The sequence below is a fragment of the Paeniglutamicibacter sp. NPDC091659 genome (genome assembly GCF_044756805.1).
Lineage (GTDB): Bacteria > Actinomycetota > Actinomycetes > Actinomycetales > Micrococcaceae > Paeniglutamicibacter.
This window is the reverse complement of record NZ_JBIVTO010000001.1, coordinates 297,653-314,712: the sequence shown is the minus strand read 5'-3', so window position 1 is coordinate 314,712 and position 17,060 is coordinate 297,653. Positions and strand designations below refer to the sequence as shown.

Here is a 17,060-nt window from a genome sequence, read left to right as displayed (position 1 = left end):
GGAGCCGACGAATGAATGGCATTCCAACAAGGACCGTCTCGTCATCCCGATTGTCCGCGAGCCGTAACACCGGTATCTCCTAGCTGTCCCGCCGGCCATGAAAAATTCGATCGATGGCAGGCTATACAGAGAGATTCACTTCGAATCACGGCTCGGCGGAACCTGACCAACCCCACCCTTGCTCTCAATCCATCACACCCTCACGGTAGGTTCTCACCCGTAGACACAGTTTGTCGTGGTTGATGCCTTCAACCACCAATCAAATGATTGACAACTTCGGCGTTCTTGGACTTGACTGACAGCAGATACCCAATCGATCGATTGGGAGGCGTGTTAGTCCTCCAACAGAGGGAACGTTCCATGGATCTAGGCAAGGTGCAGCGGGCAGCGGTGCTGCTCTTCGCCGCGCATGGGTTCGCCGCAACGGGGATCCGCGAGTTGGGCGCTGCGGCCGGCATCAACTCCGCCACGATCTACCACTACACGGGCAGCAAGGAAGACCTCCTGGCCAGCATCATGCGCTCATGCTTGGAAGCCATGATCGATGCAGGTTCCGCCGCCCTGCGCATCAGTGCCGAGCCCACCATCCAGCTGACTGCCCTCGTTGCCTCGCATGTCGGCTTTACCGCCACCAACCCGCTCACGTCCCGCGTTGCGGAGTATGAAATGCGCGCGCTGGGACCCGAAAACCGCTACGCCATGCAGGGCCTGCGCGACGAGTACGAGTCGCTCTTCGCGCTGGTAGTCGAACGCGGACTGCGGGTCGGCGATTTCACCGTGGATGACGCCACCATGGCGCGGCTCGCCCTCATGGAAATGGGAACCGGCGTTGCCCATTGGTACCGGGCCGACGGCCGCCTCACCCTCACCGAGGTCCAACACAACTTCGTCAACATGGCCTGCAAGATGCTGTCCGCCGATCACACTTTGTTCGACGGCACCGACTACATTCGCCAACCGGTATTGCTGGGCAGCGAACCGACGCCGAACTCCACGAGCATTCCCGCCTAGTCTTCCCCAACGCTCGCCAGAAAAGAGGAAATGTGCAACGACTGACCAGCAGCATCGATACCGCGGATCCCGGCTTCCTCAAGAACGCAGCCGAGCAGGAGGATCTGGTCACCGAACTGCGTCAACGTCTGGCCACTGCGGCGCAGGGAGGCTCCGAGAAATCCCGGCAACGCCACGTAGACCGCGGCAAACTGCTCCCCCGCGACCGCGTCGATGCCCTGCTGGACGAGGGTTCGCCGTTCCTCGAGATTGCACCGCTGGCCGCGGAAGACATGTACGGCGGCGACTCCCCCGGGGCCGGGATGATCACCGGAATCGGCATGGTCCACGGCCGCTACGTCATGGTCGTGTGCAACGATCCCACGGTCAAGGGCGGAACCTACTTCCCCATGACGGTCAAGAAGCACCTGCGCGCCCAGGAAATCGCGCTGGAAAACGGGTTGCCCTGCGTCTACCTCGTCGACTCGGGCGGCGCCTTCCTGCCCATGCAGGACGAGGTGTTCCCGGACCGCGAGCACTTCGGGCGCATCTTCTACAACCAGGCCAACCTGTCGGCACGCAAGATCCCGCAGATCGCCGCGGTGCTGGGATCCTGCACGGCGGGCGGCGCCTACGTCCCGGCGATGAGCGACGAGACGGTGATCGTCCGCAACCAGGGCACGATCTTCCTGGGCGGCCCGCCGCTGGTGAAGGCCGCCATCGGCGAAATTGTCACGGCCGAGGAACTCGGCGGCGGCGAGCTGCACGCCAGCGTCTCGGGAGTCGTCGACCATCTGGCCGAGAACGACGCCCACGCGATCCGCATCGTCCGCGACATCATCCAGACGCTGCCGCCCACCCCCGAACCGGTCTGGGACGTCATCCCGGAGGTTGCAGCACCGGTCGAGGACCCGGACCAGATCTACGGCACGGTGCCCACCGACGTGAACGCCTCCTACGACGTCCGCGAGGTCATCGCGCGGATCGTCGACGGCAGCGAATTCCACGAGTTCAAGGCCAACTACGGCACCACGCTGGTCACCGGGTTCGCGCGCATCCACGGGCACCGCGTGGGAATCGTCGCCAACAACGGGGTGCTGTTCTCCGAGTCCGCGCTCAAGGGCGCACACTTCATCGAGCTCTGCGACCAGCGCGGCATTCCGCTGGTGTTCCTGCAGAACCTCTCCGGCTTCATGGTGGGCCGCGACTACGAGGCCGGCGGCATCGCCAAGCACGGCGCCAAGATGGTCACCGCGGTTGCCACGGCACGCGTCCCCAAGCTGACCGTCATCATCGGCGGGTCCTTCGGGGCCGGCAACTACTCGATGTGCGGGCGGGCCTATTCGCCGCGCTTCCTGTGGATGTGGCCGGCAGCGCGGATCTCCGTGATGGGCGGGGCGCAGGCGTCCTCGGTGCTTGCGACTGTCAAGCGGGACCAGCTCGAGGCGGCCGGTTCCACGTGGAGCGCCGAGGACGAGGCCGCCTTCAAGGAACCGCTCAAGCAACAGTACGAGGACCAGGGAAACCCCTACTACTCCACCGCCCGGCTCTGGGACGACGGGGTCATCGACCCGCTGGACACCCGGCGGGTCCTGGGCATGGCGCTGGACGTCTGCGCCACCCAGCCGCTGCCCGATACCTCCTTCGGCCTCTTCAGGATGTGATGCACCATGATCGCCAGGAACATGACCACCAATCCCTCTGACAACGCGCTCTTTGACACCAAGCTCTTTGACACCGTGCTGGTCGCCAACCGCGGGGAGATCGCCGTGCGCGTGATCCGCACGCTCAAGCGCATGGGCATCCGCTCCGTGGCGATCTATTCCGATGCCGATGCCGGGGCCCTGCACGTGCGCGAGGCCGACGTCGCCGTCCGGGTGGGGGCGTCCCCCGCCGCCGAAAGCTACCTGGACACCGAGGCGGTCATCGAGGCCTGCCGGCGCAGCGGCGCGCAGGCCGTGCACCCCGGATACGGTTTCCTCTCCGAGAACATCGAGTTTGCGCGGGCCCTGAAGAACGCGGGCATCGTTTTCATCGGGCCGGGCATCGACGCGCTGCTGCTCATGGGCGACAAGATCCGTTCCAAGAACCACGTCTCCGCCCACGACGTCCCGGTGACCCCGGGCATCGCCGAACCCGAGCTCAGCGACGAGGAACTCATCGACGCAGCCGCGGAGATCGGGTTCCCGGTGCTGATCAAGCCCTCCGCCGGGGGCGGCGGCAAGGGCATGGTGGCGGTGGAATCCCCCGACGAGCTGCCGGCGGCGCTGGCCAGCGCCCGGCGGACGGCACTGAACTCCTTCGGCGACGACACGCTCTTCCTGGAACGGCTGGTGCGCAGCCCGCGGCACATCGAGGTGCAGATCCTCGCCGACACGCACGGCAACACCGTGCACCTCGGCGAGCGCGAATGCTCCCTGCAGCGCCGGCACCAGAAGGTCATCGAGGAGGCCCCCTCCCCGCTGCTTGAACACCAGGCGGACGGCGGGCGCATCCGCGCCGAGCTCGGTGCCGCGGCCGTGGCCGCCGCGGAGTCGGTGAACTACGTGGGCGCCGGGACCGTCGAGTTCCTGGTTTCCGACGAGGCACCCGGCGAGTTCTTCTTCATGGAGATGAACACCCGGCTGCAGGTGGAGCACCCGGTCACCGAGGAGGTGGTGCGCATCCGCGGCGGGCGGATCGACCTGGTCGAGGCGCAGGTGAGGATCGCCGCGGGCCAGCCGCTGGGCTTCACCCAGGAGGATGTCACGCTGTCTGGCCACGCGATCGAGGCCCGTGTGTATGCGGAGGACCCGGCCCGCGACTTCATGCCCTCGACCGGCACCCTGCTGCGGGTGGAGGAACCCGCGGGTCAGCACGTGCGGGTGGACTCCTGCCTCTTGGAGGGCTTTACCGTCTCCCCGCACTACGACCCCATGCTGGCCAAGGTCATCGCCTGGGGTTCGGACCGGGGCGAGGCGCTGGGGCGGTTGGACCGCGCGCTGGCGCAAACGGTTGTCCTGGGCGTGCTGACCAATATCGAGTACCTGCGGTTGCTGCTGAACGATCCCGATGTTCGTGCGGGAAGACTGGACACCACGCTGATCGAGCGCAAGATGCCCGGCATGGAGTTCCATGCGCTCGGCGATGCGGAGCTGGTGTTCGCTGCCGGGCTGGCCCTGAACCGGCAACCGGGCACGGGCGGCACTTGGCGGGCGCGTGATTCGTGGCGGCTCGGCGGCCCCGCGCGCACCCGGAGCGTGCTCGAGGTCGACGGGGAACTGCGGGTGCTCCAGTCCACCCCCGGAGAGAATAGCCGCACGTTCCTGGTCGGGGGCGAGTCGTTCGAGTTCACGACGCTCGGCACCAACGACTGTGCCGTCGACGGGATCAGGCAACACTTTGCCGCGGCATTCGGGGAAGACTCCACCCTGTGGCTCAGCCGGGACGGCTGGGTGTCCTGCCTGCGGGTGATCGGCCGCGAAGAGGAGCTGGGCAGGGAGCTGTCGAGCCTGCAGCTCAAACCGGGAGACAAGTCACCCGACGTAAAATCCCCCATGCCAGGCACCGTCATCGCCGTGGGTGTCGTCGACGGACAACAGGTGCAGGAGGGTGACGTGTTGGTGACCATCGAGGCCATGAAGATGGAACACCCCATGCGCTCCCCCGGGGACGGGACCGTGCGGATCGGACGACTGAGGGTGGGTGACCTCGTCAAGGCCCATCAGGTCGTCGCCACCATCACCAACAACGCCGCCAGCAACGATGGCGAACTTGACTCCCCAGAGTCGCTGGATGCCTCCAACAACTCCAACAACCCGGAGGAAGCGAGGATGCCGTCATGACCGCATTCACCATGGGGCCCGCCATCCTCTTCTGCCCCGCGGACCGGCCCGACCGCTATGCGAAGGCGCTCGAACGCGCCGACGCCGTGATCATCGACCTCGAGGATGCGGTGGCCCCCGGTAACCGTGAGGCGGCACGGGCGGCGCTCATCGGACACCCCCAGGATCCGGAACGCATCATCGTGCGCGTCAACCCCGTCGGCAGCACCGACTTCGCGGCGGACCTGGCGGCGCTCGGCTCCACGCAATACCGGACGGTGATGCTGGCCAAGACGGAATCGGCCGCGGATGCCGCCGCGCTTGGGGACTACTCGGTCGTGGCCCTGTGCGAGACCGCCCTCGGGGTGCTCAACTCCCCACAGATTGCCGCGGCCCCGAACGTCGTGGCGCTGATGTGGGGCGCCGAGGACCTGATCGCCTCGCTGGGCGGCTCGTCCTCGCGTACTGAGTCGGGCGCCTACAGGGATGTGGCGCTCCACGCCCGTTCGCAGGTGCTGCTCACCGCCGGGGCACACGGCAAAGCGGCCATCGACTCGGTGTACCTGGACATCGGGGACCACGCGGGCCTGCTGGTCGAGTCGCTCGACGCCCAAGCCTCCGGATTCGGAGCCAAGGCCTCGATCCACCCCGGGCAGATGCCCGTCATCCGCCAGGGCTTTGCCCCCACCCCGGATCAGGTGGAACGAGCCGAAAGGATGCTGGACGCAGCCGCCCGGAACGGCGGCGTCTTCGCATTCGAGGGCCAGATGGTCGACGAGCCGCTGTTGCGCCATGCACGTGCGGTGCTCGAGCGAAGCGGCAAGGAGGTTCAATGATTCCGCAACGGCCCCGTAGTCGCCGCTCGGCTGGGAAAAACCGCCGCCGGGCTCCCCAACTCTGGTAAAGCAGCGTCTGATCACTAAGAATGTAAGGTGTCACCGACCGGTGGCGCACCTAGGACCCCGTTGTCGGCACACCGGACGGGATCCGCAGACCCCAAGGAGGTCACCCATGGATTTTTGGGCATCATTTTGGAACATCATTTGGTTCTTCGTTTCGGCCTTCATTTTCATCGCGTACCTGATCGCGCTTTTCAGCATCATCACGGACCTTTTCCGGGACCGCGAGCTGAGCGGCGGGTTGAAGGCCCTGTGGTTCATCGCCTTGATCTTCGTCTCGCTCCCCACCGCCCTCATTTACCTGATCGTCCGCGGCAAGGGCATGGCGGAACGCAGCCGGAAGAACATCGAGGAATCCACCCGCGCGGCCGAGGACTACATCCGCACCGTGGCGCAGGTGAGCCCCAGCGACGAGATCGCCAAGGCCAAGGCACTCCACGAATCCGGTGCCATCACCGCCGAGGAGTACGAGCACCTGAAGGCTCGCGCTTTGGGCACGTCCTCCGCATCCGTGCCGCAGCAGTAACTGCCGGCACCAGGGATCACCCTGGCACAGGGACCGGCTCCGTGAAGTCGGTCCCTGTGCCGTTTTCGGTTACCGGCCGGCACCACGGGGCACGCCAAGATCCCCTCGGACACCGGCCATGTCGACGGCCCCGTCCCGGCCCCCAACCACCCAGCGAGAGAACTCCGAGGAAGTGCACATGCAACCGTCACCACACGGAAAAGTCCACGGCAACGCGACCGAAGCCCTGGCTGACGTCCTGGCCGACGGCATCACCATCGCCGTCGGCGGCTTCGGGCTCAGCGGCATTCCCGTCGACCTGATCAACGCGGTCCGGGACTCCGGGGTCCGGGACCTGACCATCGTCTCCAACAACATGGGTGTCGACGGCAAGGGACTCGGGGTGCTCATCGACTCCGGCCAGGTCCGCAAGGTGCTGGCCTCCTACGTGGGCGAAAACAAGGCCTTCGCTGCGCAGTATCTCTCCGGCGAGCTCGAGGTCGAGTTCGTCCCGCAGGGCACCCTCGCCGAACGGCTCCGCGCCGGGGGCGCCGGCATCCCTGCTTTCTACACCAAGACCGGAGTGGGCACCCTGGTCGCCGAGGGCAAGCCCCTCGAGGAATTCGACGGCGAACTCTATGTGCGCGAGCGCGGCATCGTCGCGGACCTGGCCCTGGTCCACGCCCACACCTCCGACACCGACGGAAACCTGGTTTACCGGCACACCGCGCGGAACTTCAACCCGGTCGTCGCCACCGCCGGGAAGGTCACCATCGCGGAGGCGGAGGTCATCGTCCCCCTTGGCGGCATCGACCCCAACCACGTCATCACCCCGGGCGTCTACGTGCAGCGGCTGGTGCAGGCCATCGACAAGGTCAAGGACATCGAACAACGCACCGTCCGCCCCCGCCCCGCAGCCAACTGATTTCACGACAAGCAACTTCGAGCAAGCAATCACGGAAAGAAGGAGCGTTCCCCATGAGCTGGAGCAGGGACGAGATGGCGTCGATCGCGGCCATGGAACTGAACGACGGGGACTACGTCAACCTGGGCATCGGCATCCCCACGCTGGTCGCCAACCACGTGCCCGAGGGCGTGCGCGTGGTGCTGCAAAGCGAAAACGGGCTGCTGGGCATGGGCCCGTTCCCCTACGAGGGCGAGGAGGACGCGGACCTGATCAACGCCGGCAAGCAGACCGTCACCATGCTGCCCGGGGCCAGCGTCTTCGATTCGGCCACGTCCTTCGGCATGATCCGCGGCGGCCACGTGAAGGTCGCCGTCCTCGGGGCCATGCAGGTTTCCGGAGCCGGTGACCTGGCCAACTGGACCATTCCCGGCAAGATGGTCAAGGGCATGGGCGGTGCCATGGACCTGGTGGCGGGAACGCCGCACGTGATCGTACTGACCGAGCACGTGGCCAAGGACGGCAGTCCGAAGATCCTCACCGAATGCAATCTGCCGCTGACGGGCGTCAGGGTGGTCAACAAGATCATCAGCGACCTCGCGGTCTTCGATATCACCGATTTGGGAACCGGGCCAGGGCTCGTCCTGACGCGCATGGCACCCGGTGTCACGGTCGAGGAGCTGCGTGAGAAAACCGAAGCCGAGTTCGCCGTCTCGGACGCCGCATCCAAACATTAATTTCTTCGCAAACATCGAACGAAGTATGGATGTTTCAAACATTAATGTTTGAAACATCCACTTGAACGACAGATGAACAGCGAGCGTTTCGGATTGTTCAACACTTTAAATCCATACTGACCTGCATGTACACATACGGAATGTGGCACACGTCTAACTTTGAAGGTTGTTACCAACATATTGAATGTTTAGACATTACTGCCTAAGCTGGGGGCATGGCATGGACTCCCGAAAGTATTCACCTCCTCTTGGCACGACTTCGCTCGAACGCCGGAGACTTCACCGATGTTGAAGTCAGGGGAGCTTCCAAGGGATGCCCCGACCTCAAGGAGACGCTCAGCGCCTTCGGCAACATGCCCGGAGGCGGCAACATCGTCCTCGGGCTGGATGCCGCCAACGGGTTCACCGCGACGGGGATCGAAGACCCCGGCGCCCTTGAAGCCCTTGTTGCATCGCAGGCCCACACCGCAGTGGTGCCCGAGGTCCAGGTCGCCTTTGAGCGCGTGGTCCTCGATGGCGAAACCGTCGTCATTGCCAAGGTCGCCGGAGTTGCTCCGGAGGCGCGGCCCTGCCGCACCGTCCAAGGGAACCTCGCTTACCTCCGCCAGTCCGATGGCCAGTACCGGATGTCGGAACAGGAAGTCCAGCAGCTCTTGGCCGCCGGAGCACGCCCCCGGCACGACACCCGTCCTGTCGACGAGACGTCGATGGCGGACCTGGATTCCCAGCTGCGCGACCACTTCATCGCCGTTGCGCGTTCCACGTCGCGCCGCCTGAGCGAGGTCTCAGACGAGGAAGTGCTTCGCTTCAAACGCGTGATCGAACCCCAGGGCGACAGGTTGACCTTGGCGGGGCTGTACGCGCTGGGCCGCTACCCGCAGCAGTTCGAACCGCACCTCTCCATCACCGCAGTCGCCGAACCCGCCACCCGAGGCGAGGTCCGCAACCTCGACCGCGTCGAGTTCGACGGACCGCTGCCCGAGCTGCTGGACCGGGCGGTCGAATGGGTCCAGCGGAACACCCGCACCGAGGTCCGTTTCGGCTCCAACGGGCACGGACAGGACGAAACCGAAATGCCCATGGTTGCCGTACGCGAGCTCATAGCCAACGCCCTGGTCCACCGCGACCTGGGGCCGCACACCACCGGCAAGAACGTCCAGATCCGGTTGACCGGCGACCAGCTGGTGGTTTCAAGCCCCGGCGGCCTCTGGGGCCTGAGCCAGGACCAGCTGGGATGGCCCGGCGCCAAGTCCTCGGTCAACGAGTTCCTGTACGAGATCTGCAAGATGACGCGCACTGCGTCTTCGCACCGTGTGGTCGAGGGCGAGGGTGGAGGCCTGCGCGAGGTCCGGTTGGCACTCAGGGATGCCGGGCTGCGCCGCCCGGGGTTCAACGACAACGGCGTCAGGTTCACCGCGTCGATTCCGCGCGGCACGCCGCTCACCGCCGCGGACCGCCAATGGCTGGGAGAGTTGCCAGCCGCGGCAGGGCTTTCGGAAATCCAGAAGCAACTGCTCGTCTCGATGCACCACGGCCGGTCGTGGAACAGCGAACTGGTCCAAGACGAGTTCGGGTTCTTCGACGCCGCCGAGGCCGTCTCTTCGCTGCAGGGACTGGTCCACGCTGGTCTTGCCGTCGCAACCGGCAAGGGCGCCTCGTTTGCCATCACCCCGGCGTTGGTTCCGGCAGCCGTCGAGGTTGCGGCAAGTCCTGTCGATAGCTCCCCCACGACCGGTTTGTACGCCGGCTCGCAGGTTGGACACGATATCTCGGCTTCGCAGGCGGCACCCGCGCTTCGCTCCCCCGAGCCGATGAAGACCTCGAAGAACGCAGCGGCGATCCTGCGGGAACTGGGCTCCGTTCCGGTGGAGGTCGCGGACATTTCCGCGAAGACCGGACTCACCGCAAACCAGATCCGCTACGCGCTCTCCCCGCTGCTGACCTCGGGAATCGTCGTCCGCGAAGGCGGGCAGGGGCACAAGGTGACGACCTACAGCCGTGCAGGTTCCTAGAGCGCAAGAACTTGCAGGAAGATACCGGGCCCGGCCCTACTCCTGCGTGACGATGTCGACGGAGACCTCCACCGCCGGAAACGCGCCCCGGTTCTCCAGCCAGTGCAGCGTGTTTCGGTCCTCGGGCCAGCCAACGCCCGGCCCGTGGTCAGTGGCGACTCCGTCGCGGTGGTCGGTGATCGTCCCTTGCAGGATGTGGACGAGTCCTGGCCTGCCTTTGTGGTCGTGAATCGGGCCGAAGACGCCTCCGGGTTCGATGGTCACCCTGCGCATCCGCAGTTGGCGTCCCGCCATGCCCTCGATCTCCGGGCCGAGGTCGACGGTCGCCATGAACTCCACCGTGACACCTTTCGTTTCGGGTACTGCCTCTTCGTTGCCCATCGTGCTCGCTTCTCCGTGCTGCCGGTACTCACATGTTTGGCTTCGGCCCGAGAGGTGTCAAGGTTTCGGGCGGCTGAACCGGCCGGATCGCAACAACCGCTGCAAGGTCTCTGACCACGGAACGGCCGGAAGTCTGGCACAGCCCGCAGGTGCGCCACCATGGACAAATCCCGGGGCGCGGCTGTGACCGCCGACTCGCCGGTAGCGATTCATTGCCCTACATTAGGAGGCAAGACAGACCCGAAAGCATGGAGAAACCAGCAGTTATGAACCAGACCCCCGACCTCGAAAAGCTACTCACCGATCCCGTGGTCGCGGCCCTGGCCCGTGCCGAAGAAACCGCCTGGTTCACCGCTTCCCCCACCGAAACCGCAGCAGGCATCGAGGCATCGGGCATCGACCCGACCATCGTCGCCGACGCGCAGGCGCGCTTCCTGCGCTTCGCCCCCTGGTTCGCCGAGCGCTTCGCCGACACCCGCGCCACCCACGGCATCCTCGAATCCGCGCTGGTCGGCATCCCCGACATGCAGGCGGAACTGGGCAAGCGCTTCGGCACGGAACTTCCGGGCAAGCTCTGGGTCAAGCGGGACGACTCCCTGCCGGTCAGCGGCTCGATCAAGGCCCGCGGCGGCATCCACGAGGTGCTGCAGGTCGCCGAGCGCCTCGCCGTCGAGGCCGGCCTCATGGGCCCCGACGACGACGCCCGCGTGCTGATGACCCCGGCCGTCCAGGAAGTGCTCTCCAAGCACGGCATCGCCGTGGGCTCCACCGGCAACCTGGGCCTGTCGATCGGCATCGTCGCCTCCGAGCTCGGATTCAAGACCACCGTCCACATGTCCCTGGACGCACGCGCCTGGAAGAAGGACCTGCTGCGCTCCCGCGGCGTCGAGGTCGTCGAGCACGCAGGCAACTTCTCCGACGCGGTCGAGGCCGGGCGCAAGACCGCCGAGGAAGACCCGAGCGTGTGGTTCGTCGACGACGAGGCCTCGCTGATGCTCTTCGCCGGCTACTCGGTCGCCGGCGCGCGGCTTGCCGGGCAGCTGAAGGCCCTGGACATCGCCGTCGACGCGGACCACCCGCTGATCGTGCACCTGCCGTGCGGCGTGGGCGGCGGACCGGGCGGCGTGACCTTCGGGCTCAAGCTGGCCTTCGGCGACGCCGTGCACTGCGTGTTCGCCGAACCGACCCACTCCCCGTGCATGTCCTTGGGCGTGCGCACCGGCCTGCACGACGGAATCAGCGTGCAGGACATCGGGCTCGACGGCCTCACCGCCGCCGACGGCCTGGCCGTGGGACGCCCCTCGCGCCTGGTCGGCGAGCACCTGCAGCAGCTGATCGACGGCTACGTGACGGTCACCGACGAGCGCATGAAGGCCTTCCAGGGACTGCTCCACGACACCGAGGACATCGACATCGAGCCCTCCGCCGCCGCGGGCTTCGCCGGCCCGTGGCGCATCCTCGGTGACGAGACCTACCGCAACGCGTTCGGGCTGGACGATGCCCGCATGGCCAACGCCACCCACATCGTCTGGTCCACCGGCGGTTCCATGGTTCCCGCGGCCGAGATGGCAGGCTACGTGGCCGAGGGCCAGCGCCTGGCCGGCGAGGTTGTCTGGGGCTAGCCTGACGCGGCCGTTCGCGCCGATGGCGGTGCACCTTTCGGGGTGCACCGCCGTCGGCGTGTGCGGGGGCATCGCCGGCGTGGAATCCCGCCCTGCGCCCGGCGGACGAACCCGACCCGCGTGCGGCGCTCTCAGTATTCCCCCTCCGTGCTTGCCGCCGGGTTGATGTGGGTTGAAACGCCGGGCAACAGGCTGAGCGCCGTGAGGGGGAAGATCAGGCACGACAACATGCCGGCGCCGACGAGGGCCGCCGCCGTCGCTTCCGACAGTGCACCCTCCGCGACCCCGATCTCCGTGACCGCCACGATCAGGGGCAGCGCCGTCGCGCTGAAGAGCCCCAGGGAGACACGCTGACGCACCGAGGCCCCGGGCGGGGCGGCGAATGAACCCGGCAACCCGCGGACCACGATGAGTGCCACGAGGAACGCCGGCAGCAAGAGGAGCGCGGAGCTCGAACCCACCAGGGCGGCAAGATCGAAGGTGACTCCCGTGGTGACGAAGAAGATCGGCACGAGGAACCCAAAGGCCACCGCTTCGAGCTTGGACTCGACGAGGTGCCGATCCGCATCGCTCGCCCCGCGGAGCACGACGCGGCACAACACACCGGCGCCGAATGCGCCCAGGAGCATGTCGAGTCCCATGGCGATGCTCAAGGTGACAAGTGCGACGACGACGAGCAGCGCGATTCGCACGGCGAACTGACCGCTGGTGTGCAGCGTGGCGGTGACCAGGCGGTGCAGCCGCTCGTGCCGCCGGCGCCCGGCCAGCACGATCGCCGCGACAGTGATCGCTGCAAACACGATGACCACCACGAGCGCTTCGGCCGGCCGGCGTCCGCTGAGGAACAGCGAGATCGCCAGAAGCGGCCCGAACTCGCCGACCGCCCCCACCGCGATCGCCGAGGTGCCAAACCGGCTCGACAGCAGTCCGGCGTCGCGAAGCACCGGCATGATGGTTCCCAGCGCGGTCGTGGTCAGCGCGATGCCCACGATGATTCCCGTTTCCATGGGCGGAAAGAGGAGAAGTCCGATGCCGACCCCCAGCACCAGCGAGCCGACCCACCCGAAGGCCGCCCGGCGGAGCGGACGCCCCTGGATGAGCGCAAAGTCGATCTCGTTGCCGGCCATGAAAAACAGCAGCGCCAAACCGAACTCCGACAGCAGCTCGATGTGGTCGTTCGAGGTGGCCCATCCCAGGATGCTGGGTCCCACGGCGATTCCCAAGAGGATCTCGAACACCACGATGGGGATGGGCACGACCTTCCCGGCCAGTCGGGCAAGCGCCGGGGCGGCAACCGCGACGGCGCTGATCACGAGAAGCGAGGTGAGATCGTCAATCATGTTGTTCCCTCCACATTGGGCCGGTGGCGATCCCTGTCGGAAGCACCGATGCCGGCGCCGCTTTTCGATGAAGGATCTGGTCCCGCGGCTCTGGTTCGCACCCCGGGGGCAATGAATTGCCACTGATCGAGAAATCGTCACACGTCAAAAAGGACGCGTGGTTGACACCCAGCAAGTAGGCGGCAACGGCGATGAAAAGCACCGAAGTGATGACAAGGGCACGATGTGCCAGCGACAGTCCGACGCCAAGATCCGGCCACACGATGCGCGCCAACACCCACATCGTTGCAGGGATACCCCCGACCGCAACGAAACTGCCAAGGATGTCCGTCAGCACGTCAAGCGGGCTTCCGTCGTTCTCGCCGACAATGGCAAGAACCAGCCAGAGGGAGGGCACCAGCAAGGCCGCCGCTTTGGGAATGCGACTACGGACTTGGCCGCGACGGAATGCGACGACCAACAGCGCCGCGGTTGCAGCGGCCCAAACCGACAGCATTTGCTCGAAGAAGAGTCTTCCCCACGCCCCCAGGGTGAACGCCGGCCACCAGATCGCGACACACATGCCTACGGCCACGACCCCCTGTGCCCGGGCCGGTGTATTTGCAACAGGTTCCGCTTCTCCAGAAGACATCACGCTACAGCACCTTGTTCTCCGTTGGGAGCCATCCTCTCACGGGAGGGCGGACAGGTCGACAGTGGATTCCCGTGCCTGAGAGCGTGTTCCTGTGACTCAAAGTATCCGCCGGCAAGGCCAACCAACCCGTCACCCGATGCAGGCGAAATTTCCACCGGGGCCCGCCTTCCGGGATAAACATTCCGGGATCAAGTCGGCCCCAGCAGCCCCAACGCTCCCAGGCGCGGGCATCGAAAAGCTGCCCGCCCGCATTGAGAACCTGCAGATACTCAAGTGGGATCTGTGGTCCCGTGGCGGCGAGTCGATCACGGATGTCATAGACGCGCGCCCGCGTGCCCCGGTGCTGGATCTCGGCGGATTTACACACCCCACCGAACCCAAGGTCGCAGCTCTTGGCCTGCTGGAACACCTCTGGGCGACGCGCAACGACCGCAAGCCCGTGCTGATCGTCATCGATGAAGCCCACAACCTCTGCTCGCCAAACCCCGTGACACCGGTGGAACGTGCGTTGACCGAGCAGCTGATCCAAATCGCAGCCGAGGGACGAAAATTTGGACTCTGGCTTTTCCTTTCCACGCAACGTCCAACGAAGATCCACCCGAACGTGCTTTCACAGTGCGACAACCTCGGACTCATGCGCGTCAATTCCCCTCGAGATCTGGCGGAGATTGGCGAGGTATTCTGTTTCGTTCCGGAGCAGATTCTGCTCCATTCGCAACAGTTCCTTCAGGGCCAGGGTCTTTTTGCCGGCGGATTCATCGACGCCCCCACCTTCGCGCAGATGCGTGACCGGGTGACTCTCGAAGGCGGATCGGACGTCAAGGTTCCGATGCAGGCAACGGCCGCACGCTGATTCCGTCGGGAGTCTTTGCGCGTGGAACTTTTGCATTTTTCGGGAAGGCTGCCGCTCCGTCTGTGACCCTTGCCGGCTCGCGTCGTGTCCACACTTCCGTCAAAGCAGGGACCCGTCGTTTTCGTGTCCGGACCAAGAATTCAGGCCAAGCGATCCGAATGGAAAACCATTGAGACCCGAATTATCGCGAAGATTGGTCTGGAAATTTGCTTCCTGATCACCAACAATGAGAATGGCGCGGCGTCGCCGTGCATGCAGGTTTTCCATTCACCGGGGCCAGCAACGGCCCCACGGCTTGAAGGAAGAAATCCGTGGAATTTTGGTCATCATTTTGGAACATCATTTGGTTCTTCGTCTGGGCTTTCGTGTTCGTTGCCTACCTGATTGCAATTTTTTCGATTATTTCCGACCTCTTCAGGGATCGGGAGCTCTCCGGTTGGTTGAAGGCCGTGTGGCTCATCGCCCTGATCTTTGTCCCGTTCATTACTTCGCTTCTCTACCTCATCTTCCGCGGCCAAGGCATGGCCGAACGTAGCCACAAGGCCGCTGTCGCAAGCACAGTTGCCGCAGAGGACTACATTCGCAGCGTTGCCCAAACGAGCCCCAGCGAGGAAATCGCAAAGGCCAAGGCCCTGCTCGATTCCGGCACCATCGACGCCGAGGAATACGATTTACTGAAGAAACGCGCGCTGGGACATCCCAAGTTTTCGCAACCAACGGCGTAGTCTTCATCGCCGATCAACGATCCGAACAACAAAGAAATGACGGTGTTGGGCATAGACCCGGTCGGCGTCGATGCCCAACACTGTTTTCCACTCGACCGTTGCCGAGTCCCCGCCTCCGTGGCCGGGTACGAAAGTGACGATCAGCCCTACTGCAAATCCATCAACGCGAATCGGGTGGAACGGTCAACTCCTGCGGCAGGTGCACCCACAGGAATTCTTCGACGTAGTGGGCGGCATCGTCCACCAGGAACAAACCCAGTGTTGAGACCACGCCAACGATCATCGCCGTGACTGACAGTTGCAGCAGCTGCCGGACGGAGGGAACTTCCCGATCTCCCACGGTGGTCACCGTCCACATGCTGCGCGAGCGCAATTCGCCTTGTCAGTGCGTTCTCATCACGGGTTTGTGCTTCGAGTTTCTGCACCGAGGTCCGCGCGCCGGGCATCGTCGGCGGGAAGGGTTTCGGCGCGCGGGGACTCCGGATAGAGTCGGGCCATGAACGAGCATAGGGCCGACCCCATGGGCGGAATGGCGGACGGCCAGGGTTTGGGCAATCCCGTGCGCCGTCGCCCGCGGGAAATACATCATTCGGAGTCGCCAACTTCGGTTTCCGGCGCCACAACCACACCCGTGGGCAAGGGGTTCAAGGTCACCATCGGGGTCCTCATCGCCTTGCTGCTGGCGGCCTCGTTGTCCGCGCTGTCCAGCGTCGTATTCAGTGTTGTTGCAGCCCTGTTTCTGGCCTTGGCACTGAATCCGCTCATAGCCATGCTGCAACGCCGAGGGATGTCGCGCGGCAAGGCCATCACGCTCATCGCGCTGGTCTTCGCCCTGATCGCAGGAACCTTCCTGGCGATCCTCGTACCTCTGGCAATACGGCAAACCGTTGAACTCGTCAGGTTCCTCCCGAGCGGCCTGGAAAGCCTGTCCAACCAACCCTGGGTTTTGCGCCTCAACGAGGTATCCAACGGCGGAGTCGACTCGGTCTTGAAGACCATCGGCGTCGCGATCGCCAGTCCTGCATTTTGGTCATCGGTGGCGGGCGGTGCTTTGCGGCTGGGGAGCACCATCGTCGGATTGGTCTCCTCGGGCGTCTTCATTTCCGTACTGACGTTGTACTTCCTCGTCTCCCTGAGATCCATCAAGCGTGGGTTCTATTCGCTGGTGCCTGCGTCGAAACGCCATTCAACGATCTACCTGACGGAGAAGATCACCGATTCCGTGGGACGCTACCTCGGCGGGATGGTGGTGTTGGCGCTGTGCAACGCCGCCTTCAGCCTGCTGTTGCTGACATTAATGGGAGTCCCTTTCGCCGGGGTGATCTCCCTGGTGGCTTTCTTCATCACTCTCATTCCGTTGATTGGGACGATCCTGACCACGGGCATCATGACAGTCTTTGCCGTGATCCATTCGCCGGTTGCCGGTCTGGTGGTGCTGGTGGCGATGCTGATTTACATGCAGGTCGAGGCCTATGTCATGACGCCGAAGGTCATGAGCAAGGCCCTGGAGGTTCCCGGCGCCATGGTGCTGATCTCGGCCACGGCCGGGGCAACGCTACTGGGTCTCCCCGGGGCCCTGATCGCCGTCCCCGTTGCGGCCGCGGGCATACTCATCGTCCGCAACGTCGTGGTTCCGCGACGCAGCAAGCAGTAAG

16 protein-coding genes are annotated in these 17,060 nt (G+C 65.0%); 12 read left to right on the top strand and 4 right to left on the bottom strand.

Going from position 1 to position 17,060, the window contains the following annotated elements:
• Positions 1-360: 360 nt before the first annotated feature.
• The 8 genes from ACIQLF_RS01505 to ACIQLF_RS01470 all read left to right on the top strand — a co-directional run bounded on the left by ACIQLF_RS01505 (position 361) and on the right by ACIQLF_RS01470 (position 9,850).
• Positions 361-1,011 (top strand): TetR/AcrR family transcriptional regulator, encoded by a 651-nt coding sequence (locus ACIQLF_RS01505; protein WP_400293822.1) that lies wholly within the window; start codon positions 361-363, stop codon positions 1,009-1,011.
• 41 nt (positions 1,012-1,052) lie between these two features.
• The gene (locus ACIQLF_RS01500; protein WP_400294995.1) at positions 1,053-2,654 is read left to right on the top strand and encodes a carboxyl transferase domain-containing protein; all 1,602 of its coding nucleotides are present in this window, start codon (positions 1,053-1,055) and stop codon (positions 2,652-2,654) included.
• 21 nt (positions 2,655-2,675) lie between these two features.
• On the top strand, positions 2,676-4,814 hold the full coding sequence (locus ACIQLF_RS01495) for an acetyl/propionyl/methylcrotonyl-CoA carboxylase subunit alpha (protein ID WP_400293821.1): 2,139 nt from the start codon (positions 2,676-2,678) through the stop codon (positions 4,812-4,814).
• Positions 4,811-5,629, top strand: a complete 819-nt coding sequence (locus ACIQLF_RS01490; protein ID WP_400293820.1) for an HpcH/HpaI aldolase/citrate lyase family protein — start codon at positions 4,811-4,813, stop codon at positions 5,627-5,629. Before ACIQLF_RS01495 ends, ACIQLF_RS01490 begins: the two co-directional genes overlap by 4 nt.
• Before the next feature lie 175 nt (positions 5,630-5,804).
• Positions 5,805-6,218: an SHOCT domain-containing protein gene (locus ACIQLF_RS01485; RefSeq protein WP_400293819.1), complete on the top strand. Its 414-nt coding sequence runs from the start codon at positions 5,805-5,807 to the stop codon at positions 6,216-6,218.
• 178 nt (positions 6,219-6,396) lie between these two features.
• On the top strand, positions 6,397-7,122 hold the full coding sequence (locus ACIQLF_RS01480) for a CoA transferase subunit A (protein WP_400293818.1): 726 nt from the start codon (positions 6,397-6,399) through the stop codon (positions 7,120-7,122).
• A gap of 53 nt (positions 7,123-7,175) precedes the next feature.
• The gene (locus tag ACIQLF_RS01475; RefSeq protein WP_400293817.1) at positions 7,176-7,838 is read left to right on the top strand and encodes a CoA transferase subunit B; all 663 of its coding nucleotides are present in this window, start codon (positions 7,176-7,178) and stop codon (positions 7,836-7,838) included.
• A gap of 215 nt (positions 7,839-8,053) precedes the next feature.
• Positions 8,054-9,850, top strand: a complete 1,797-nt coding sequence (locus ACIQLF_RS01470; protein ID WP_400293816.1) for an ATP-binding protein — start codon at positions 8,054-8,056, stop codon at positions 9,848-9,850.
• Between the two features lie 36 nt (positions 9,851-9,886).
• On the opposite strand, the gene ACIQLF_RS01465 is transcribed toward ACIQLF_RS01470, so the two are convergent.
• The gene (locus ACIQLF_RS01465) at positions 9,887-10,231 is read right to left on the bottom strand and encodes a cupin domain-containing protein (RefSeq protein ID WP_400293815.1); all 345 of its coding nucleotides are present in this window, start codon (positions 10,229-10,231) and stop codon (positions 9,887-9,889) included.
• A 266-nt stretch (positions 10,232-10,497) separates the two neighbouring features.
• Here ACIQLF_RS01465 and ACIQLF_RS01460 point away from each other — a divergent pair, with 266 nt between their 5' ends.
• Positions 10,498-11,853 carry a D-serine ammonia-lyase gene (locus tag ACIQLF_RS01460; protein ID WP_400293814.1) on the top strand — a complete coding sequence of 452 codons (1,356 nt, stop codon included), beginning with the start codon at positions 10,498-10,500 and terminating at the stop codon, positions 11,851-11,853.
• Positions 11,854-11,984: 131 nt separating this feature from the next.
• Here the strand turns inward: ACIQLF_RS01460 and ACIQLF_RS01455 are convergent, their stop codons facing one another.
• Together ACIQLF_RS01455 and ACIQLF_RS01450 are read right to left on the bottom strand one after the other, a co-directional pair.
• Positions 11,985-13,193 (bottom strand): cation:proton antiporter, encoded by a 1,209-nt coding sequence (locus ACIQLF_RS01455; protein WP_400293813.1) that lies wholly within the window; start codon positions 13,191-13,193, stop codon positions 11,985-11,987.
• The gene (locus ACIQLF_RS01450; RefSeq protein WP_400293812.1) at positions 13,186-13,824 is read right to left on the bottom strand and encodes a hypothetical protein; all 639 of its coding nucleotides are present in this window, start codon (positions 13,822-13,824) and stop codon (positions 13,186-13,188) included. The genes ACIQLF_RS01455 and ACIQLF_RS01450 overlap by 8 nt, the downstream gene beginning before the upstream one ends.
• Before the next feature lie 139 nt (positions 13,825-13,963).
• Between ACIQLF_RS01450 and ACIQLF_RS01445 the strand changes: the two genes are divergently transcribed.
• Both ACIQLF_RS01445 and ACIQLF_RS01440 read left to right on the top strand, forming a co-directional pair.
• Complete coding sequence (locus tag ACIQLF_RS01445) at positions 13,964-14,680, top strand: ATP-binding protein (RefSeq protein ID WP_400293811.1); 717 nt, start codon at positions 13,964-13,966, stop codon at positions 14,678-14,680.
• Between the two features lie 311 nt (positions 14,681-14,991).
• The gene (locus ACIQLF_RS01440; RefSeq protein ID WP_400293810.1) at positions 14,992-15,405 is read left to right on the top strand and encodes an SHOCT domain-containing protein; all 414 of its coding nucleotides are present in this window, start codon (positions 14,992-14,994) and stop codon (positions 15,403-15,405) included.
• A 160-nt stretch (positions 15,406-15,565) separates the two neighbouring features.
• Here ACIQLF_RS01440 and ACIQLF_RS01435 read toward each other — a convergent pair whose 3' ends face one another.
• Positions 15,566-15,754: a hypothetical protein gene (locus tag ACIQLF_RS01435; protein ID WP_400293809.1), complete on the bottom strand. Its 189-nt coding sequence runs from the start codon at positions 15,752-15,754 to the stop codon at positions 15,566-15,568.
• A 147-nt stretch (positions 15,755-15,901) separates the two neighbouring features.
• Between ACIQLF_RS01435 and ACIQLF_RS01430 the strand changes: the two genes are divergently transcribed.
• Positions 15,902-17,059, top strand: a complete 1,158-nt coding sequence (locus tag ACIQLF_RS01430; RefSeq protein WP_400293808.1) for an AI-2E family transporter — start codon at positions 15,902-15,904, stop codon at positions 17,057-17,059.
• The last annotated feature ends 1 nt before the right edge of the window (position 17,060 follow it).